Genomic DNA, 19,724 nt, shown 5'->3' with positions numbered 1-19,724 from the left:
CACTTCTGTCAGGTCCGGCGCTGTTGACCGTGGGGGACATGGGCAAGGGCGACCGCGCCGGAGGGTGCGGAATCGCCACGAACCGGTACGGACGGGAAAGTTCTTGGGCCAGGGAGGGGAACCCCGCCGCGTGCAGGCGTACGACGGGGAACTGGGCACGGCCGTCGCGCGGGCCCAGGAGGGCGACGAGGCAGCTTTCGCGGTCGCCTACCGGTTGGTGCAGCCCGGACTGCTCGGGTACCTGCGCGGACTGGTCGGGGAGGACGCGGAGGACGTGGCGTCGGACGCCTGGCTGGAGATCGCCCGGGACCTGGGCCGGTTCAAGGGGGACGGGGCCGGGTTCCGCGGCTGGACCGCGACCATCGCCCGGCACCGGGCCCTGGACCATCTGCGCCGGCAGAAGGTGCGGCCCCGGTCGGCGGCGCTGGAGCAGGACATGCTGGACCTGCCCGGCCCGCACAGCACCCACGACCAGGCGCTGGAGTCCCTCTCCACCGAGTACGCCCTGGAACTGGTCCGGGGGCTGCCGCGCGACCAGGCCGAGGCGGTGCTGCTGCGGGTGGTGGTCGGACTGGACGGTCCCGCGGCCGCCCGCGTCCTGGGCAAGCGCCCCGGCGCCGTGCGCACCGCGGCGTACCGGGGACTGAAGCGGCTGGCGCTGCAACTGGGCGTCGAGAGTGTGACGGATGACGGCCCCCGGACGCTGGGGGAGTCGACATGACAGGTGAGGACGCCACGGCGGACAGGGACGGACACGGCATGGGTGACGAGCGGAGCGGCGACGCACCCGGCCGCCGGCACGCGCGCCCGGCGGAGACCGTCCGCGGGCGCCGGCAGCCGCACGGCCACGAGTCCCCGTACGCCGGCAGCCCCCTGGAAGCGCTGCTCGCGGCGGCCCTGCGCGGGGAGAAGTCCGAGGACGAGGCGGAGCGGCGGGCCGTGGCCGCGTTCCGGGCGGCGCGGGACGCCGGGGCGCTCCGGGCGCGGACGCGCCGGCGGGACGACTGGCGGCCCCGCTCGCGGCGCCGTGCGCGTTCGCTGAGGGCGACGGTCGGTGTCCTGCTCGGGAGCCTGACCCTCGGCGGGGTCGCGTACGCGGCGATCGGCTCGGCGGGGAGCGGTGCGGACCAGGGCGCGGCGGAGGGCAAGGACGTGCGCCCGAGCGTCTCGGCGGGCACGTCGGCCGGGTCGCACAGCGGTGTGCGGCCGTCCGCGTCCGCCCCTGCCGAGCGACCGCCCGCCGCGAAGGACACCCTGACGCACTGCCGCGCCTACGAGAAGCTCCACGGCCGGGGCGAAGCCCTGGACGCCACGGCGTTCCGGCGGCTCGTGACGGCGGCCGGCGGCGAGGCGGACGTGAGCGCCTACTGCGCCGCGCTGACGGCGGCCGCCGACGCGAAGGACACGGGGAACGCCGGCGGCCGGGGCAACGCGAACAGCGGGGGCAGCGCCGGGGACGCGGGCGGAGCGCAGCCGGGGAAGCAGCAGGACCGGACGAGCGGCCGGTCGAACGCGGACGAGAACAAGTCCAGGAAGAAGTGACCCGGCGCGGCCGAGGCAACGGCCGGGGCCGCCACCCCCCACAGGAGAGGCCCCGGCCGTCGCGCGGCACGGGCCGCGCGGCGGCCCGTACTTCCTTCAGCGTCATGAGTGCGGTTTCTGTCACACCCCGCCGGACCGGCTCCGGATCACGAGCTAGTTGCATTTTGTACGGACATGGACGAGCAGCGGTTTCAGGTCGTAACGTGCCTTTCGCGCCGGGCGCGGAAGTTGAATGATCAACGCGACTCTCGAAGATCACCACAACCCCTCGACGGCTCGAAGCGGCGACCATCGATCGCGACCACGTATTGAGGATTCACGGGTGCTGGGGGACGACGCGGAGTTGACTGCCGCGGTGCTTGCGGCACAGGACGGGGACGAGACCGCGTTCCGGACTGTGTACCGCGCGGTGCACCCGCGGCTGTTCGGATACGTCCGCACACTGGTCGGTGATCCGGACGCCGAGGACGTGGCCTCCGAGGCCTGGCTCCAGATAGCCCGCGACCTGGACCGCTTCGACGGCGACGCGGACCGTTTCCGCGGCTGGGCCGCCCGGATAGCCCGCAACCGGGCCCTCGACCACATCCGGATGCGCGGCCGCCGTCCCGCCATCGGGGGCGACGAGACCGAGCTGACCGGGAAGCCCGCCCCGTCGGACACCGCGGGCGAGGCCATCGAGGCGCTGGCCACCGGCACCACCTTCTCCCTGATCGCCCGGCTGCCCCAGGACCAGGCCGAGGCCGTGGTGCTGCGCGTCGTGGTCGGCCTGGACGCCAAGACCGCCGCCGAGACCCTGGGCAAGCGTCCCGGCGCGGTACGCACGGCCGCGCACCGGGGTCTGAAACGGCTCGCGGAGCTCCTCGGCGAGGATCCGGAATCGGCCGGCGCGCTCGATGCCCTGCCCCCGCAGCGAGAACCGCAGGACCGTGCGGTGACGTCCGCGAGTGTGACGCATACGCGTCCGCGGACGCAGAAGGACATGTGATGGCCGACGAGAGCTACGAGTGGCTGGACCTCGAGACAGCGGAGCGGTTGCTGCGCGGCGAGTCACTGGAAGCTGTCGACGAGGCCGACCGCGACCGGGCCGAACGGCTCGCGAAGACGCTGGACGCACTGACCGTCGAACCCGCGCCGACCAGCGGCGGACTCCCTGGTGAGGAGGCCGCCCTCGCCGCGTTCCGCAAGGTGCGCGCGGATCGCGCGGAGGACTCGGTGAGCCCGTCCGACCGGGGCCGGCACCGGAGCGGGACGGGTTCCGCCGACGCCGGTCTGGTACGGATCGGCGGCCCCCAGGCGGGGGCCCGCCGTCCCCGCAGGCGGCGTCCCGCGCACCTCGGACTGGCGGCCGTGCTGGCCGTCGGCATGGCGGGCGGAGTGGCCGCCGCGGCCGGAATCGGAGTCCTGCCGCACTTCGGGAACGGCGAACCGGAACCCGCGGCGACGGTGTCGGCCGCCGCCACCCCGGACCGTCCGCTCGGCTCCCCGCCGGCTTCGGCCCCCGAGGTCGCGCCCTCACCGGACGGCACCTCCTCCGGCGGGTCCGGCTCCCGGGACACCGCACGGGGCGGCACCGGCGCGACGCCCGGCAAGGGCTCCGAGGGGCTGGGAGTCCGGCCCCGCGGCGACTGGAACGGAGCCGCCTCGGCCTGCCGGGACGTGCGCGCCGGCAAGAAGCTCGACCCGTCCCGCAAGCGCTCCCTGGAGGGTGCGGCGGGCGGTGCCCCGCAGGTCTGGAAGTACTGCCAGGGGGTGCTGTCCGGCGCCGGCTCGCAGGGCGGCGACGCCCAGTCCGCCCCCGACGGCCACAAGGGCGACGCGAAGAGCGACGGCAAGGGCGAGGGCAAGGGCGACGGCAAGGGCGACCACGGGGGCCACGACAAGAACGGCCACGGTGCGGGCCACGGCCGGGGCGGCGGGAACGGGGGGAACGGCGGGAACGGCAACCAGTTCACGTCCCCCCGCAAGAACCACCACGGCCCCGACGGCGGCACCGCCTCGGGCGCCCCGATCGCCCCACCCGGGGCAACGATGTCACCGGACCCGGGGCCGAGCCCCTCGTACAGCGCGCTGTGACCGCTTCCCACCGCGCTGACCTGCGTTTTTCTCGCCCACCGCGATGTCGGTCGCGGTGGGTGTGACGTTTTCGGCCGCCGTAGCGCAGTACTGAGTGAGCCGACTGGTCATCGGCCGTCGCACAGAGCCGGGGTTCCCCCCGTACCTACGGCTCGTGCACCTGGCGCGGGCGGGACACGTTCCCCCGGTCCCGTCCGCGCCCCTCACTCCTCCTCGCGGAACGCGTCGAGCTCCTGGAACTCACCAGTGCACGACGACCTTGTCGCCGTTCCGCACCTGGGCGAACAGGTCCGCGATCGCCGCCTCGTCGCGCACGTTGACACAGCCGTGGGACCCGCCCGCGTATCCGTGGGCCGCGAAGTCGGCCGAGTAGTGCACCGCCTGGCCGCCGCTGAAGAACATGGCGTAGGGCATCGGGGAGTCGTAGAGCGTCGACACATGGTGCCGTGACTTCCAGTAGACGCTGAACACGCCCTCTCGGGTCGGTGTGCCCACCGAGCCGAAGCGGACCGGCACGGTCATGACCGTCCGTCCGTCGACCATCCAGCGCAGGGTCCGGCTCGACTTGCTGATGCACAGCACCCGCCCGGTCAGACAGCGCGCGTCCGGCGCGTCGGCCGGCTGGCCGCCCATCAGGTACAGCTCCCACTTGCCCGGCTCGCGCGTCATGGCCTTCAGCCGCTTCCAGGTGACCGTGTCGGTCCTCCCGGTCCGCGGCAGCCCGCGCTTGCCCTGGAACCCCTTCACCGCCCGCTCGGTGAGGTCGTCGTACGACCCCGTCGGCCCGTCGAACAGCCAGGCGACCTGGCGCAGCCGCGCCTGCAACTCCCGTACGTCCCGCCCGGAGTCGCCGCGCGACCACAGCACGGCGGGCGCGGCGGACGGCGCGGACGGCGCGGACGGTGTCGCGATCGGCTTCGGGTCGTCGTCCGCCGGCGGTGTGCTGCGCTCCGGGACCTCGATCCGCACCGGCAGGCCCCGCTTGCCGTCACCGTCGGCGGTCTGCACCGTGCAGCCGCAGGCCAGTGCCAGCACCAGCAGCGCCGCGGACGATCTCCCCATGCCCGTACTACGCATCCGGACCCCCTGTCGTCTCACCGGCGTCCCTGACATGTCTCCCCCCGGACGGCCGGTCGCGAACGACCCGGCGGCGCTTCGCCCGCGACCGCAATACGGTGGTGGGCATGACGCGTGAGTCGGAGTCCGGACTGCCCATCGAACCCGTCTACGGCCCGCAGGCCCTTCGGGGCTGGACCCCCGAGGAGAAGCTCGGCGTGCCGGGCGGGTACCCCTACACGCGGGGCGTGTACCCGTCGATGTACACGGGCCGCCCCTGGACGATGCGCCAGTACGCCGGCTTCGGCACGGCGACGGAGTCCAACGCCCGCTACCGGCAGCTCATCGCGCACGGCACCACGGGCCTGTCCGTCGCCTTCGACCTGCCCACCCAGATGGGCCACGACTCCGACGCCCCGATCGCCCACGGCGAGGTCGGCAAGGTCGGTGTGGCGATCGACTCGATCGACGACATGCGGGTGCTGTTCGACGGGATCCCGCTGGACCAGGTGTCCACGTCGATGACGATCAACGCCCCGGCCGCGCTGCTGCTCCTGCTGTACCAACTGGTCGCCGAGGAGCAGGGGGTCAGCGCCGACCGGCTGACCGGCACGATCCAGAACGACGTGCTCAAGGAGTACATCGCGCGCGGCACCTACATCTTCCCGCCCAAGCCCTCGCTGCGGCTGACCGCGGACATCTTCAGGTACTGCGGCGCCGAGACGCCCCGGTGGAACACGATCTCGATCTCCGGCTACCACATGGCCGAGGCGGGTGCCTCGCCCGCGCAGGAGATCGCCTTCACCCTCGCCGACGGCATCGAGTACGTCCGCACCGCGGTCGCGGCCGGCATGGACGTCGACGAGTTCGCCCCGCGCCTGTCGTTCTTCTTCGTCGCCCGTACGACGATCCTGGAGGAGGTCGCCAAGTTCCGTGCGGCCAGGCGGATCTGGGCGAAGGTGATGCGGGAGGAGTTCGGCGCGAAGAACCCCAGGTCGCTGATGCTGCGCTTCCACACGCAGACGGCCGGCGTGCAGCTCACGGCCCAGCAGCCGGAGCTCAACCTGGTCCGGGTCGCCGTCCAGGGCCTGGCCGCGGTCCTCGGCGGCACCCAGTCGCTGCACACCAACTCCTTCGACGAGGCCATCGCACTGCCCACCGACAAGTCGGCCCGGCTGGCGCTGCGCACCCAGCAGGTGCTGGCCCACGAGACCGACGTGACGGCGACGGTCGACCCCTTCGCCGGCTCGTACGCGGTCGAGAGCATGACCGACGACGTCGAGGCGGCCGCGCTGGACCTGATGCGCAAGGTGGAGGACCTCGGTGGCGCGGTCGCCGCGATCGAGCACGGCTTCCAGAAGAACGAGATCGAGCGCAACGCCTACCGCATCGCCCGGGAGACCGACACCGGCGAACGGGTCGTGGTGGGCGTCAACCGTTTCCGGCTCGACGAGGAGGAGCCGTACGAGCCGCTGCGCGTCGACCCCGCCATCGAGGCCCGGCAGGCCGAACGCCTCGCGAGGCTCCGCGCCGAGCGGGACCGGGCGGCGGTGGACACGGCCCTCGACGCCCTGAGGAAGGCGGCCGAGGGCGCGGACAACGTCCTGTACCCGATGAAGGACGCGCTGCGGGCCCGGGCGACGCTGGGCGAGGTGTGCGACGCCCTGCGCGAGGTGTGGGGGACCTACGTTCCCTCGGACGCGTTCTGAGTGCGACACTCGTCCGCATGTTCGGTGTCATCGACCTCCCCACCTATCTGGCAGGCCTCGTCCTGATCGTCCTGCTGCCCGGCCCCAACTCGCTGTACGTCGTCTCCGTCGCAGCCCGGCGGGGAGTGCGGGCCGGGTACACCGCCGCGGCCGGGGTGTGGTGCGGGGACGCCGTGCTGATGACCCTGTCCGCCGCCGGGGTCGCCTCCCTGCTCCAGGCCAACGCCGTGCTGTTCGGGATCGTGAAGTACGCGGGGGCCGGGTATCTGACCTGGCTCGCGGTGGGGATGCTGCGGGCCGCGTGGGGGATGTGGCGGTCGCGGCGGTCGCCCGTGGCCGAGGCGGAGGCGGCCTCCGACACCGGCCCGGGTGAGCGGCCGTACCGCAGGGCCCTCGTGATCAGCCTGTTCAACCCCAAGGCGATCCTGTTCTTCGTCGCCTTCTTCGTGCAGTTCGTGGACCCCGGCTACGCGTATCCGGCGCTGTCCTTCGTCGTCCTCGGGGCGTTCGCACAGGCGGCCAGCTTCCTGTACCTCACCGCCCTGATCTTCGGCGGGACGAGGCTGGCGGCCGCGTTCCGCAGGCGCCGGCGCCTGTCCGCGGGGGCGACCTCGGCGGCGGGGGCGCTGTTCCTCGGGTTCGCCGTGAAGCTGTCCCTCGCTAGCGCGTGATCCCCCGGCCGACGTAGGCCGTCAGCTTCCCGGCGTCCTCACCGGCCCAGCCCACATAGCCGTCCGGCCGCACCAGGAACAGCCCCTTGCCGTAGTACGGCTGCTCGTCACCGGTGACCACGCGCACCGGCTCCGGCAGTCGCGGTGCCTCGACCCCGACCGCCACCAGCGTCCAGTGCGGACCGCGGAACGCGTCGAAGAGCCGTACGCCCGCCAGTTTCCCGTCGGGGGCGCGGTCGCCCGCACGGAGCCCGGCCGGTGCCGTGCGGGTCTCCTCCGTGAGAGACGAGTCCCGGTAGCCCAGGCCCAGTTGGCGGGTCGCCTCGCCCCGGCGCACCTCGCCCCGGTGCACGCCGGTCGAGAGGCCGAGCATCTGCGCGGCGACGGGGCGGCGCTCCTCCTCGTAGGTGTCCAGGAGCGCGGCCGGGGCACCGCCGCGCAGCACCGCGCCCAGCTTCCAGCCCAGGTTGTAGGCGTCCTGGACGCTCGTGTTCAGGCCCTGGCCGCCCGCGGGGGAGTGCACGTGGGCCGCGTCGCCGGCGAGGAAGACCCGGCCCGAGTGGAAGCGGTCCGCGAGGGCCGCGCGGGGCCGGAAGTCGGAGGCCCAGCGGACCTCGGTCACCGCCTCGGGGGCGAGGTGGGAGCGGACCGCGACGACCTCGCGGACGGCGTCGGGGGACAGGTCCACCCGGGTGCCCTCCGGGAACTGGGCCACGACCTGGAAGTCCTCCGTGCCGGCGAGGGGGCAGATCGAGAGGTAGCCGGCATCGCCGCGGGGCGGGAAGATGTGCCAGTTGTCCCGGTCGAGGCCAGTGATCCGGACGTCCGCGACGAGCAGCGGGTTGGGGTCGACCGTCTCGCCGGTCATGCCGACGCCGAGGGTCCGGCGCACGGCCGAGCGGCCGCCGTCGGCGGCGACCACGTACCGGGCCCGGACGTCGCCACCCGCCGCGAAGCGCGCGGTCACCCCGTCGGCGTCCTGCTCGATCCCCACGACCTCCCGGCCGAAGGCCACCTGCCCGCCGAGCTCCCGCAGCCGTGCGGACAGCACCTCCTGGGTGCGCCACTGCGGGACCATCCAGGGGGCGTTGTAGGGCGAGTCCTCGGTGGGTTCGGCCGGCTCGAACATGTGGTGCTCGCCGACCCGCTCGCCGTCCTGCCAGACCATGCCGACCGGGTAGGTCCCGCCCACCGCGAGGATCGCGTCGAGCACGCCGAGGTCGTCGAAGACCTCCATGGTGCGCGGCTGGAGGCCCTTGCCGCGCGAGCCCGGGAACAGCCGGTCCGCCTTCTCCACGACCAGCGCGTCCACGCCCCGCCGGGCGAGGTCGATCCCGAGGGCGAGGCCCGTGGGCCCGGCGCCGACGATCAGTACGTCCGTGTTCATGACCATTCTCCTTAACGCTGTTAAGTGCCGTCGGCTCCGAGAGTGCCCTTAACGCTGTTAAGCTGTCAAGCGTGAGTACGGAGAAACGCCCGCCCCTCGACCGCGCCCGGGTCGCCGCCACCGCCCTGAAGCTCCTGAACGAGGTGGGCCTCGACGGCCTCACCCTGCGCGCCATCGCCAGGGAACTCGACGTCAAGGCCCCGGCCCTGTACTGGCACTTCAAGGACAAGCAGGCCCTGCTGGACGAGATGGCGACGGAGATGTACCGGCGGATGGTCGCCGGGACCGGCCTCGACCCGTCCGACACCTGGCGCGAACGGCTCCTCAAGTCCAACCGCGCACTGCGCACCGCCCTGCTCGGCTACCGCGACGGCGCGAAGGTCTACAGCGGCTCACGCTTCACGGGCCTGGTCCACGTCGAGCAGATGGAGGAGACCCTGCGCCTCTGCACGGCCGCCGGATTCACCCTCGCCCAGGCGGTCCGGGCCATGTCGACGTCGTACCTCTACACCCTGGGTTTCGTCACGGAGGAACAGGGCGTGGTGCCCCTGCCCGGCGAGCGCCGGGAGGGCTTCGACGTGGCCGAACGCGCCCGCATGATGGCCGGCTTCCCGCTGTCGGCGGCGGCGGGCGCGGAGATCTTCCAGGACTTCGACCGGCATTACGAGGAGGGGCTGGCGCTGGTGCTGGAGGGCATCGAACGACGGTACGGGCCTACCGGGCCCGGACCTTCCGCACCGCACGCGTGACCACCGGCGGCAGCAGGTCCACGGCGATCCGCCGGGCCGGGGACCTGCGCGGCCTCACAGCCGGGCCCGGGGCCGGTGCGGGCGGGACGTAGTGCCGTGAGCGGGGGAACGGCGGCGGCTGCATCTTCTGCGCCCGCGCCCGCACCAGACGGTGACCGGCGGCCTCCTGCACGCTCAGGCCCACGTCCGCCCGCTCCCGCAGCATCGCCAGCAGCTCCTCCTGGAGCGGCTCCGGATCACCCCAGGTGCCGTACAGCTTCTGGGTGCTGAGGCAGACCGGCCGCAGCCCGCGGTTCAGCACCGCCTCCCACACGGCGACCGAGACGCCCGGGGTGTGCTCCGAACGGAAGTCGTCCAGGACGACCAGCCCCCGGGGCCGCAGGATCTCGCGCGCCGCGCCGATGTCGTCGCGGACGTGCTCGTACAGGTGGGAGGCGTCGATGTGGACGAACCGGCAGGTGCCCGGCGCCACTTCGCCGGGGACGACCGAGGTGGGCCCCTCGATCACCCGTGGCAGGGTGTCGTGGAAGGAGAGGTAGTTCCGCTCGAAGGCCTGCCGGGTGAGGGAGGCGTACGACTTCATGGTCTCCGCGCGGTTGGCGCCGTCCGGGGCCTCGCCGCCGAACAGGTCGCAGACGGTGAACCGCTCGCCCCGGCGCAGGTGGTGCCCGAGCAGGATCGCGCTCTTGCCCAGGTAGACGCCCAGCTCCAGCAGGTCGCCCGGTTCCTCCTGGCGTTCCAGGAACCAGGTGAACAGCATCTGGTCGAGCGGCGGGAACCACCCGGGCACGTCGCTCAGTTCACCGGGACACGTGTACGTCTGCTGTGCGTCACCCATGAGACCAGTCTGCTCACCCGGCGGCTGCCGCGCGGGCGGAGAAACGAACGCCGGGTGAACAGCTCCGCACGCCTTGGGTCAGCGCAGGAGCGCCGCGCGCAGCCGTGGGGTCAGCGGCTTCTCGACGAGCCGGTTCAGGAACCAGGCCAGCGCCAGCATCGAGGCGATCGTCAGCGCGAAGGTCACCGACGCCGGAACGCCCAGGTGGCGGTGCAGGGCGCGGACGACCACCCAGCCCAGGTGCTCGTGCACCAGGTAGAAGGGGTACGTCAGCGCCCCGGCCACCGTCAGCCAGCGCCAGTCCGCCCACCGCAGCCAGCCCAGCGCGATCGCCGCGACCGCGACGAACCCGAAGGCGACGACCGCCACGATGCCCAGAGAGGTGCGGTGGGCGAAGGCGTTCGGGTCGGACACGTTCCACAGGGACTTCACCGCGTAGTGCTGCCCGATCAGGAAGCTGACCGCGACGATGCCCCACGCGTACACGTCCCGCCGGTCGAGGTGGACGAGGTAGAGGCCGACACCGCCGATGAAGAAGGAGGCGTACTCGGGCATGAACACCACGTCGAGCAGCGGCTGGTGCGCGGCCTGGGTGAGGGCGGCCGCCAGCGTCCAGCCGGCGCAGAACATGATCACCCGGCGCCGGGAGGCCCCGGGCAGGACCACGCACAGCGCGAACAGCGCGTAGAAGCGGACCTCCGCCCACAGCGTCCAGCAGACGCCGAGCACCCGGTCGACGCCCAGCGGCATCTGAAGCATCGTCATGTTCACCAGGACGTCGCTGGGCGACAGCGCCTCGTAGGCGACCGCCGGCAACGCGAACACCGCCGTGACCAGCAGCACGGCCACCCAATAGGCGGGCAGCAACCGGGACGCCCGGGAGGCGAAGAACGATTTCAGGGGCCGGCCCCAGCCGCTCATGCAGATCACGAATCCGCTGATCACGAAAAAGACCTGGACGCCGAGGCAGCCGTAGGAGAAATAGGTGTGCAGCGTCGGGAACTGGCGTTGTGCGGAACTTCCCCAGGACTGGGTGATCTCGCCGCCGCGTCCGCCGTAGTGGTAGGCGGCCACCATCAGCGCGGCCACCAGCCGCAGTCCGTCCAGGGCTCGCAGCCGGGTCTCGCGGGGGCGCGGGGCGGGCGGTGGCCCTTCCGGCCGCCGGGGCAGGTCGGGTGCCGGCCGGACGGTCATGCTGGTCACGGAAATCCCCTTCGCAAGCTCTGAAGAGCCTAAGTCACTCCTGTGGATGCGCCCCAGCACGTTAGTCCGAATCACGGTGATGTCTTACTCGCCGGACCAACGATTGGCCTTCTGGTACCGGTGAGTTCACCTGTACGTCGTTTTGGCTTCCTAAGTTCGCCCAGAATCCCCCCACGTCGCAGTAAACCCATGAACTTGCCTTTGCTTCGGCAAGAAAACAACAGGAGTGCCATGACGACGGTCCAGAAGAGGCGTGCACGCGCGCGTGGAGGGGAGCTGGACGAGTGCCTGCGCGCCTGCGCGGCGCACAGCGGCAAGGTGGTCGGCAGCATCGACCGCCGCCGTGTCGAGCTCGGCGAACAGCTGCGCAAGCTGCTCGTCGTCTGGGGCACCACCGCCACGGCCACCCCGGCGACCCCCGCCCCCTCCGGTGCCACCGCCCTGCTGAAGCGGGCCGTCAAGGGCACCGCGGCCCCCGCGTCGCACATCCCGGCCGAACTCCTCGACGCCCTGCTGGCCGTCGGCAACAAGGCCCTGGAGTGCGGCTACGACGACGAGCTGGACCTCGCCCTCGTCATCAGCGACACCGTCCTCGCCCAGCGCAGGAACTCCCGCGCCGGCTGGCGGCTGCGCGCCCGCCTCCTGGAGGCACTCGGCGAGGAGGCCGAGGCCCTGGAGGCGTACGAGAAGTACCTGAGCCTCACCGACGACGACGGCTTCGGCGTCCGTGCCCGGATCGCCGGCCTGCGCATCGCGGGCAAGAAGGAGCGCGAACTCCTCGGGCTCCTCGGCCGCCAGATCCCCGGCGCCCGCGCCTTCGCCGGCCGCCCCGCCACCGACGTGTGGGCCGAGGGCCTGGCCGCACACGCCGTCGGCGACTGGACCGAGGCCGAGCCCCGGCTGGTGGGAGCGCTCCTCGCGCTGTACGACGAGAACGCCCCGGTGCAGGAACGGCAGGAACTGCTCAGCCAGTACCTCGACCTGCGCTCCACCGAGGACACCGACGGCGCGGCGTTCACCCGGGCCGTCGAGCTCTACGCCGAGCAGCGCCGCAACCGCATGCGCGGCCCCGTCGCCGACCCCACCGTCGGCGGCGTGCAGTGGATCACCCTCGGCGAGTTCCGCAACCAGATCGCCGGCAAGTCGATCTGCCTGATCGCCAACTCCGGCCGGGTGGGCGCGAGTTCGATGGGCACCGCAATCGACGCGTACGACCTCGTCGTCCGCTTCAACTCGTACCGGATCGACCCCAGGCACACCGGCGCCAGGACCGACATCCACGTCACGATCCACAAGCACGGCTTCAACTGGGACCAGCAGGTCACCACCCGCCTCGTCTTCGGCGGCGTCTCCGGCGACTGGAAGTACTCGCTGCGCAACCGCCTGGTGCCCGGCGCCCAGACCTACCTCGGCGACGAGTCGCTGCGCTGGCCCCTGCGCAACATCGGCAAGGTCGGCACCGACGTCTGGTCCGGCATCCCGACCTCCGGCTTCAACATGCTGTGGCTGCTGGACTTCCTCGACGTGAGTCCGAAGCTCGACCTGATCGGCTTCGACTTCTACGAGAGCGGCGCCTACCGGGTCCAGGAAGCGATGAAGCTCGCCATCACCTCCGTGCACGAGTACACCAGCGAGAAGGCATGGGTCATGGAGCGGGCCCAGAGCGTGACCGACATGAGGATATCCCTGCGATGACCACCAACTCCCTTACCGGGACCGCCGCCCCCCTGGCCCCGGTGACCGACGCGCACGCGCTCACCGGCAGGCGGAAGATCGCCTTCGCCAGCTTCGTCGACGAGAACTACCTGCCCGGCTTCCTCGTCCTGCTGCGCAGCCTCGCGCTGTCCAACCCGGGTGTCTGCGAGGACTTCGTCGTCCTCTACGACGACCTGAAGCCCGGCTCCATCGCCCGGATACGCGCGCTGCACCCGAGGATCGTCCTCCGGCGGGTCGACGCCGACCACTACGACTCGTACAAGAAGGGCGACCAGGACAACTACCTGGTCCGCAAGGCGTACTTCATCCTGGACGTCTTCAGGATCCGCGAGTACGACACGATCATCACGCTCGACACCGACATGGTCGTGCTCGGCGACCTCGGTGAACTCCTCCGGCTGCGCGAGGGACTCGCGGCCGTCCCGCAGTTCTTCTACGGGCAGCACAAGCTCAACTCCGGTCTGCTGGTCATCCAGCGCGAGTACCTGAGCGACGCCTTCTGCGCCCGGCTCGACAAGTGCGGCCGCTCCGGCGACTACGAGCTGGACAAGCACGACCAGGGCATCCTCAACGCCGTCCTGGACGGTGACTTCGTGCGCCTCGACGCCCGCTACAACTTCGTCAAGCGGCGGCTCTCGGGCGATCTGCCGGTCCCCGACGACACCGCGATCCTGCACTTCACCGGCCGCCACAAGCCCTGGCAGGGCGGCGAGGCGGGGTACAGCCGGGCCGAGGAGCGCTGGCGCGAGTTCGAGCTGTCCGACGCCGAGTTCCAGGCCGCCTACATGGAGCGGCAGGGCGGGCTGCACCACGACCTGATCGTCCACTACGGCACCCCGCACGTGGCACGCACCGGGGACGTCGAGGCCGCCCGCAAGGTGGCCGCCGCCCACATCTCCACCGGCGACTACCAGGACGCCGTCGACATCCTCGGCAGCGTCCGCATCCCGCTCGACGAGGCCTGGCCGCACGAGGTCCTCGGCCACGCCCTGATGAGCGTCTCCCGCTACGACGAGGCGAGGACCCAGCTCCTGCTGGCCGCCGCCGCCCCCAACCGGGCCGCCACCGCCTACGCCCGCCTCGCCCAGATGGCGTGGGTGCACGGCGACAACACCGAGGCCCTGCGGTACGCCACGGCCGGCATGTCCGTCGACCCCACCCACCGCTCCAGCCGGCTGTGGGCGCAGCGCGCGGCCGTCGTACCGCCCCAGGAACTGGGCGCCCCCGAGGACCAGTTGGCGCACGTCGCCTTCTACATGGACCGGCAGGGCAACGCGGGCGACAAGCTCCTGCCCGAGAGTGTCCGCTCCGCCTTCGGCCCCGACACCAGCTCCCGCCGCTGGCACTCGGTGCACGCCCACCGCCTCTTCGACGAGGGCGCCCTCCAGCGCGTCAACCGCCGCCGCGGCCTGGTCATCGGCGGCGGCGGCCTGTTCATCCCGGACACCATGCCCAACGGCAACAGCGCCTGGCAGTGGAACGTCCCGGACGAGCTCCTGAAGCGCATCGACGTGCCCATCGCGGTCTTCGCCGTCGGCTTCAACGCCTTCGACGGCCAGTCCTACCGGGCGAACCGCTTCCGCGACTCGCTCCGGCTGCTCGTCGAGCGGTCCTCCTTCTTCGGACTGCGCAACCACGGCTCCATCGAGAAGGTGCGGGCCATGGTCCCGTCCCACCTCCACGACAAGATCCGCTTCCAGCCCTGTCCGACCACGGTCACCCGGCAGTTGGTCCCCGGCTGGCAGGACCCCGGCAGGCGCGACGACACGATCCTCGTCAACGCCGCCTACGACCGGGCCGGCCTGCGCTTCGGCCACGACTACGGCTACTTCCTGGCCCAGATGGCGAAGGCGGTCCGGGATCTGGGCGAGCTGGCCGAGGTCCAGTGCGTGGCGCACTCCCTGGACGACGAGAAGATCGTGTTCGACCTGCGGCGCGAGCACGGCATCTCGATGCCCGTCATCCCGATGTACGACTTCGAGAACAAGGAGATCCTCGACCTCTACGCCCGCACCAAGCTGGTCATCGGCATGCGCGGCCACGCGGGCATGATCCCCTTCGGCTGCGGCACCCCGATCATCAGCCTCATCTCGCACCCGAAGATGGCGTACTTCCTGCGGGACATCGAGCGGCCCGAGTGGGGCGTCTCGGTCCACGACCGGCACCTCGCCGACCGGCTGGTGGAGCGGTCGAGGGAACTGCTCGCCGACCACGACAGGACCGTCGCCGACGTCCACGGCCGCCAGCAGGAGCTGTGGAAGGTCACCGAGGCCAACGCGGCCGACCTGCGGGTCCTGCTGGGCGGCTGAGCACTCCATGACGACGACCCTGGCCGGCGACACCTCCGTACGGCCCACCGCGCCCGGCGGCCGCCGCTCACCCCTTTGGTGGGCGGCGGTCGCCGGGCCGTCCGCGGCCGCCGTGGTGTACACCGTGCTCACCCGCGGTCTCACCGGCGACCTCCACTACGTCCTGGCCGCCCTGCGCACCGGCCGGGCGGCGGGATACTCCCCGTCGGAGGTCTTCACCCACCGCCCGTTCTTCTACCGGTGGTTCGTCGCCCTGCTCGACCGGCTCGCCTTCTTCGGGGACACGGCGGTGCGCGAGGCGGTGACGAACGCGGCGGGCGTCCTGCTCGCCGCCGCCGCGGCCTGTGCCCTGTACACGGCACTGCTGCGCCGGACCACGTCCCGCGAGGCCGCGCTGACGGCCGGTGCCACCGGGCTCGCCCTCGCCCTCGCCCCCCGCAACGACTTCCTCCAGCCGGAGTGGACGGCCGTCGTCCTCACCGTGTTCGCCGTCGCCGCCGCCCTCGGCCCGCGGCGGCCCTGGCCCGCCGCCCTGCTCGCCGCGCTCCCGCTCGGCCTCGCGGTGATGATGAAGTACTCCACCGCCGCGACCGCCGCGATCGGCGTGCTCCTCGTCTACGCCGTCGACCGCGGCCGGGCCGTACGCGTCACCCTGGCCGGCATTCCGGCCGTAGTGGCGCTGTTCGGCCTGAGCGTCCTCGCGGGCACCCGGGAGTGGCAGTGGACCGAGGACATGCCGCAGATCAACCAGTCCGCACTGAGCCGGACCGGCGTCCGCCCGCACTTCATCCTCGGCCGCACGGTGGACTTCCTGGCCCACCGCGCGGTCACCAGCCCCGTGCTGCTCCTCGCGCCGGGCGCCCTGCTGCTCGTCCTGACCCGGGTCCGGGGCCGGCTGCGCCGTACCGAACTCCTCGTGATCGCCGCCCTCATCGGTCTCGCCGCGCAGGCGGTCGTGGTCGTGCAGGGCAACTGGTTCCTGTACCACGGCGCACAGATGCCGGTGGTGGCGGCGGTCGTCTGGGGCGTCGCGGTGGGCGGGGCGCGCAGGTCCCCGCCGTGGTGGTTCGGAGCCGTCTCCCTGCTGTACGGCGTGCTGCCCGTGGTGTACGCCCAGCTGCCCGGCGGGTTCCAGCGGCCGTGGGAGGTCTGGGCGGCCGCACTGGTCGCCCTGCTCGCGGCCGCGCTGGACGTGCTGCCGGCGAAGCGGCTGCGGAACCGGTCGGCCGTCCTGGTCGCCCTGTCCGGTGTGGTCCTGCTGGCCGCGAGCGTCTGGCCCGGCTCCCCGCACCTGGTGCTGCGCGGCAAGGTCACCGTCACCGGCTCCGGTTACCTGGAGCAGCAGCGGCACACGGCCGAGGAGGTCGACCGGATCGCCGCCGAACTGCCCCCGGGCGCCCCGGTGCTCTACCTCGCCTTCGGTGAGACGGCGTACGACCTAGACCACCCGGCGCAGTGCCGCTACCCGATCGCCACCTTCCTCCAGCGCACCCGCTACCTGCCGGACGTGGCCGACCTGAAGTCGTTCAAGGAGAACGCCGACTGCGTCGACCACGACCCCGCCCCGTACGCGGTGCTGGAGCGGCCCTGGTTCCAGCCGGGCCGCGTGGACCCGGCACTGTGGCGCCGGATCACCGCCGTGTACGACTGCCCGCCCGGGAACCGGGGCGAGCGGCTGGTGCTGTGCGTCAGGCGTTGAGCCCGAGCGCGGCGGTGACCTCGCGGGCCATCGCCACCGAGTAGCTCTGCCCCCGGTCCTGCGGGTAGATCTGCGCCATCGTGGCCAGCGTGACCCGGCTCATGGGCGTCTCGTGGGCCGGGATCAGCGCCCGGTACTCCGGTGTCACCACCGGCTGGGCGAACCCGGCCTTCGAGAAGTGCCAGGTCTGGATCCAGGACCTGTCGAAGGCCGGGTTGATCCGCTTCAGGTACGGCACGAACTCGTCGAGCAGCTGACCCGGGTCCGTGGTGAACCGCCGGTCCTCGCGCTCGACGTAGTTGCCGACGTAGAGGATGTGACGGCCGCCGTAGACGGACGGGTCGATCATCCTCGTGTGCTCGACCACCGCGAGGAACGGGAAGTCCGGCTCGTTGATGTTGAGCCAGTAGTACGGGATCACGCTGCGGTCCAGCTCCAGGACGAAGCAGGTGGCCCCCAGGTACTGGTTCTTCCACACCGCGCTGTCGTCGGGCAGCCCGGCCGCCTTCGCGAACGCCGGCTGCGGGGTGGTGACGATCAGCCGCCCGAAGGCGTACGACGACCCGTCCGCGCAGGTCACGACGGCCTCGTCGGCCCCGTCCTGCCGGATCGACTCGACCGCCTTGCCGAACTCCACCTTCCCGCCGCGCTCCTCGATCCCGTCCCGGAGCGCCGCGTACACCCGCTCGAACCCGCCGTCCACGTAACCGAGTTCGAAGGTCCGGCAGTGGATCCGCGCCCACAGCCACGCCATCGACACCTGTTCGGCACGGTCCCCGAACTTGCCGCGCAGCAGCGGCTCCCAGACCGCGGCGGTGGCCTTCTTCCCGGCCCACTTGCGCAGCCAGGCCAGCGCGGTGAGGTCGTTGTAGCGGTCGCCCTTGCGGACCGCCTTCAGCAGTGCCGACGAACCGGCGAAGCGCACGGCGTCGAGCGGGCCGAACTCCGGGAAGCGCAGCATGTCGAGGGGGGTGGTGAAGTCGATCAGCTCGCCGCCGCGGTAGATGCCGGTGGTCGGCCGGTGGAAGCGCAGCGCGTCACCCAGCCCCAGCTCCTCGATGAGCGCGATCATCGCCTTGTCGCTGCGGAAGATGTGGTGGTAGTAGCGCTCCAGCGGAACCCCGCCGACCTCCAGGGACGCGGCCAGACCGCCGAGTTCGTCCGCCGCCTCCAGGACGGTGACCTGGTGGCCGGCGCGTACGGCGTCCCAGGCGGCGGTGAGGCCGGTGGCGCCCGCGCCGATGATGCCGAGGTTCATGCGAAGCTCCACTTTCTGTTGAGCACGAACTGGAGCGCCAGGACCAGCGGCAGCGAGGCCGCCTTGATCAGGTCGGCGTCGATCCCCAGGCCGTCGGTGAAGGCGAGGAAGAGCAGGTTCGTCAGGACGATGCCGGTCAGGCCGACGGCGTAGAACCGCAGGAAGCGCACGACGAGACGGTCGCGGCGCTCGAAGGTGAACCGCGCGTTCAGCACGAAGTTGTTGGCGATGCCGAGCGTGGTGCTGAGCGCGTTGGCGAACTGCTCGTCCATCCCGGCCGTGTTGTGCAGCAGCAGGAAGACGACCAGGTCCAGGGCCACCCCGCTGCCGCCGATCAGGGTATAGCTGACCAGCTGGTGGGAGAGCGGGCGCCGGGCGGGAGCGGGGGTGGCCTCGGGCGCCGTGGTGTCAACGGTCACCGTCGCCGCCGATCACATTGCGCACCAGATACAGCGGCCTGCCCTGCGCCTCGCTGTAGATGCGCCCCACGTACGCGCCGATGACACCCAGCGACAGCATCTGCGTGCCGCCCAGGAACAGCACGACGCACATCATCATCGTCCAGCCGGAGACGGTGATGTCGGGGCGGAAGAACTTCATCGCGAGCGCGTAGACGATGCCGAGCAGCGACAGCGCGAGGACCACGAAGCCGAGCCGGGTGATCGCCTTCAGCGGGGCGGTGGAGAAGCTGGTCACGCCGTCGATCGCGAGGCGGGCCATCTTGCGCAGCGGGTACTTGGTCTCGCCCGCGAACCGCTCGTCGCGGTCGAAGGCCACCTCGGTCTGCCGGTAGCCCATCGAGGCGACGATCCCGCGGACGAACCGGCTGCGCTCGCGGTACTTGCGCAGCTCGTCCGCGACCCGCCGGTCCAGCAGGCGGAAGTCCCCGGTGTCCAGCGGGATGTCCACGTCGGTGGAGGAGCGCAGCACCCGGTAGTAGAGGTGCGCGGTGGCCCGCTTGAACGCGGTGTCCTGCCGCGAGCGCCGACGGGCGTGCACGATCTCGGCGCCCTCCCGCCAGGCGTCCACCAGCTCCAGGCTGACCCGCGGCGGATCCTGGAGGTCGGTGTCCATCACGATCACCGCGTCGCCCCGGGCCACGTCGAGACCGGCGGTGATGGCGATCTGGTGCCCGAAGTTGCGGGCGAAGTCGACGACCCGGACCCGTTCGTCGTCCTTGGCGAGCTCCTTCAGGATCGTCAGGGAACCGTCGCCGGAGCCGTCGTTGACGTACACCAACTCGTAGTCGAACTCCGGACGTTCACCGAGTGCCGTGGTCAGCTCGGCGTGGAACGCCTTGATTCCGTCCTCCTCGTTGTAGACCGGGAGGACGTACGAGACGAGGGAGCGGCGAACGGGCTCCGGTCCCGGCTGCGTCAGTTCTGCCGGGACGACGTCGGGTATGCGAGGTCGGATGTCCTGCTGGGGCATTCGGAGAAGCTATGGAAGGTCTGTGAACGTCCGCCGAACTGGCTGTGGCCGGAAGCCGTCCGCCCTGTTTCGCTTCCCTTTCG

17 protein-coding genes are annotated in these 19,724 nt (G+C 71.8%); 10 read left to right on the top strand and 7 right to left on the bottom strand.

Annotated features, from left to right (window positions below; all coding sequences use genetic code 11):
* Positions 1-103 precede the first annotated feature (103 nt).
* From ACIQJT_RS29075 to ACIQJT_RS29060, 4 genes are all read left to right on the top strand, one after another.
* Positions 104-721: an RNA polymerase sigma factor gene (locus tag ACIQJT_RS29075; RefSeq protein ID WP_402648463.1), complete on the top strand. Its 618-nt coding sequence runs from the start codon at positions 104-106 to the stop codon at positions 719-721.
* Entirely contained in the window at positions 718-1,542 is an 825-nt protein-coding gene (locus ACIQJT_RS29070) for a hypothetical protein (RefSeq protein WP_402648460.1), read from the top strand. Before ACIQJT_RS29075 ends, ACIQJT_RS29070 begins: the two co-directional genes overlap by 4 nt.
* 322 nt (positions 1,543-1,864) lie before the next feature.
* Entirely contained in the window at positions 1,865-2,527 is a 663-nt protein-coding gene (locus ACIQJT_RS29065) for an RNA polymerase sigma factor (RefSeq protein WP_365455711.1), read from the top strand.
* Positions 2,527-3,615, top strand: a complete 1,089-nt coding sequence (locus ACIQJT_RS29060; protein ID WP_365455708.1) for a hypothetical protein — start codon at positions 2,527-2,529, stop codon at positions 3,613-3,615. The genes ACIQJT_RS29065 and ACIQJT_RS29060 overlap by 1 nt, the downstream gene beginning before the upstream one ends.
* Positions 3,616-3,855: 240 nt before the next feature.
* On the opposite strand, the gene ACIQJT_RS29055 is transcribed toward ACIQJT_RS29060, so the two are convergent.
* On the bottom strand, positions 3,856-4,677 hold the full coding sequence (locus ACIQJT_RS29055) for a L,D-transpeptidase family protein (RefSeq protein ID WP_365455705.1): 822 nt from the start codon (positions 4,675-4,677) through the stop codon (positions 3,856-3,858).
* Between the two features lie 122 nt (positions 4,678-4,799).
* Between ACIQJT_RS29055 and ACIQJT_RS29050 the strand changes: the two genes are divergently transcribed.
* Together ACIQJT_RS29050 and leuE are read left to right on the top strand one after the other, a co-directional pair.
* Complete coding sequence (locus tag ACIQJT_RS29050; RefSeq protein WP_402648455.1) at positions 4,800-6,380, top strand: methylmalonyl-CoA mutase; 1,581 nt, start codon at positions 4,800-4,802, stop codon at positions 6,378-6,380.
* 17 nt (positions 6,381-6,397) lie between these two features.
* Entirely contained in the window at positions 6,398-7,051 is a 654-nt protein-coding gene (leuE, locus tag ACIQJT_RS29045; RefSeq protein WP_365455699.1) for a leucine efflux protein LeuE, read from the top strand.
* On the opposite strand, the gene ACIQJT_RS29040 is transcribed toward leuE, so the two are convergent.
* A complete protein-coding gene (locus ACIQJT_RS29040) occupies positions 7,041-8,438 on the bottom strand; it encodes an FAD-dependent oxidoreductase (protein WP_402648451.1) in 1,398 nt (465 codons plus the stop codon). The two genes, leuE and ACIQJT_RS29040, sit on opposite strands and share 11 nt — an antisense overlap.
* Before the next feature lie 71 nt (positions 8,439-8,509).
* On the opposite strand from ACIQJT_RS29040, the gene ACIQJT_RS29035 reads away from it, so the two are divergent.
* Positions 8,510-9,187, top strand: coding sequence for a TetR/AcrR family transcriptional regulator (locus ACIQJT_RS29035; protein ID WP_365455693.1), 678 nt, complete (start codon positions 8,510-8,512; stop codon positions 9,185-9,187).
* Here ACIQJT_RS29035 and ACIQJT_RS29030 read toward each other — a convergent pair.
* Both ACIQJT_RS29030 and ACIQJT_RS29025 read right to left on the bottom strand, forming a co-directional pair.
* On the bottom strand, positions 9,153-10,025 hold the full coding sequence (locus ACIQJT_RS29030) for a class I SAM-dependent methyltransferase (RefSeq protein ID WP_402648448.1): 873 nt from the start codon (positions 10,023-10,025) through the stop codon (positions 9,153-9,155). The genes ACIQJT_RS29035 and ACIQJT_RS29030 overlap by 35 nt on opposite strands.
* 78 nt (positions 10,026-10,103) lie before the next feature.
* Entirely contained in the window at positions 10,104-11,219 is a 1,116-nt protein-coding gene (locus ACIQJT_RS29025) for an acyltransferase family protein (RefSeq protein WP_402648867.1), read from the bottom strand.
* 240 nt (positions 11,220-11,459) lie between these two features.
* On the opposite strand from ACIQJT_RS29025, the gene ACIQJT_RS29020 reads away from it, so the two are divergent.
* Genes ACIQJT_RS29020 through ACIQJT_RS29010 form a run of 3 tightly spaced genes read left to right on the top strand, consistent with a single transcriptional unit; the run spans position 11,460 to position 16,952 of the window.
* Complete coding sequence (locus tag ACIQJT_RS29020; RefSeq protein WP_402648445.1) at positions 11,460-12,923, top strand: glycosyltransferase family 29 protein; 1,464 nt, start codon at positions 11,460-11,462, stop codon at positions 12,921-12,923.
* Positions 12,920-15,253: a glycosyltransferase gene (locus tag ACIQJT_RS29015; RefSeq protein WP_402648442.1), complete on the top strand. Its 2,334-nt coding sequence runs from the start codon at positions 12,920-12,922 to the stop codon at positions 15,251-15,253. Before ACIQJT_RS29020 ends, ACIQJT_RS29015 begins: the two co-directional genes overlap by 4 nt.
* Positions 15,254-15,260: 7 nt before the next feature.
* On the top strand, positions 15,261-16,952 hold the full coding sequence (locus tag ACIQJT_RS29010) for a hypothetical protein (protein ID WP_402648439.1): 1,692 nt from the start codon (positions 15,261-15,263) through the stop codon (positions 16,950-16,952).
* Here ACIQJT_RS29010 and ACIQJT_RS29005 read toward each other — a convergent pair.
* From ACIQJT_RS29005 to ACIQJT_RS28995, 3 genes are read right to left on the bottom strand one after another with little or no spacing between them, the layout of a single operon-like run.
* On the bottom strand, positions 16,942-18,210 hold the full coding sequence (locus ACIQJT_RS29005; RefSeq protein ID WP_402648436.1) for an NAD(P)/FAD-dependent oxidoreductase: 1,269 nt from the start codon (positions 18,208-18,210) through the stop codon (positions 16,942-16,944). The two genes, ACIQJT_RS29010 and ACIQJT_RS29005, sit on opposite strands and share 11 nt — an antisense overlap.
* Positions 18,207-18,629, bottom strand: coding sequence for a GtrA family protein (locus tag ACIQJT_RS29000; protein WP_402648433.1), 423 nt, complete (start codon positions 18,627-18,629; stop codon positions 18,207-18,209). The genes ACIQJT_RS29005 and ACIQJT_RS29000 overlap by 4 nt, the downstream gene beginning before the upstream one ends.
* The gene (locus tag ACIQJT_RS28995; protein ID WP_402648430.1) at positions 18,619-19,641 is read right to left on the bottom strand and encodes a glycosyltransferase family 2 protein; all 1,023 of its coding nucleotides are present in this window, start codon (positions 19,639-19,641) and stop codon (positions 18,619-18,621) included. The genes ACIQJT_RS29000 and ACIQJT_RS28995 overlap by 11 nt, the downstream gene beginning before the upstream one ends.
* Between the last annotated feature and the right edge of the window lie 83 nt (positions 19,642-19,724).

This window comes from Streptomyces sp. NPDC091972 (assembly GCF_044756385.1).
In the GTDB taxonomy this organism is placed as follows: domain Bacteria; phylum Actinomycetota; class Actinomycetes; order Streptomycetales; family Streptomycetaceae; genus Streptomyces.
Note: the sequence above shows the minus strand (reverse complement) of the source record. Positions and strands in the feature narration are given on the sequence as shown.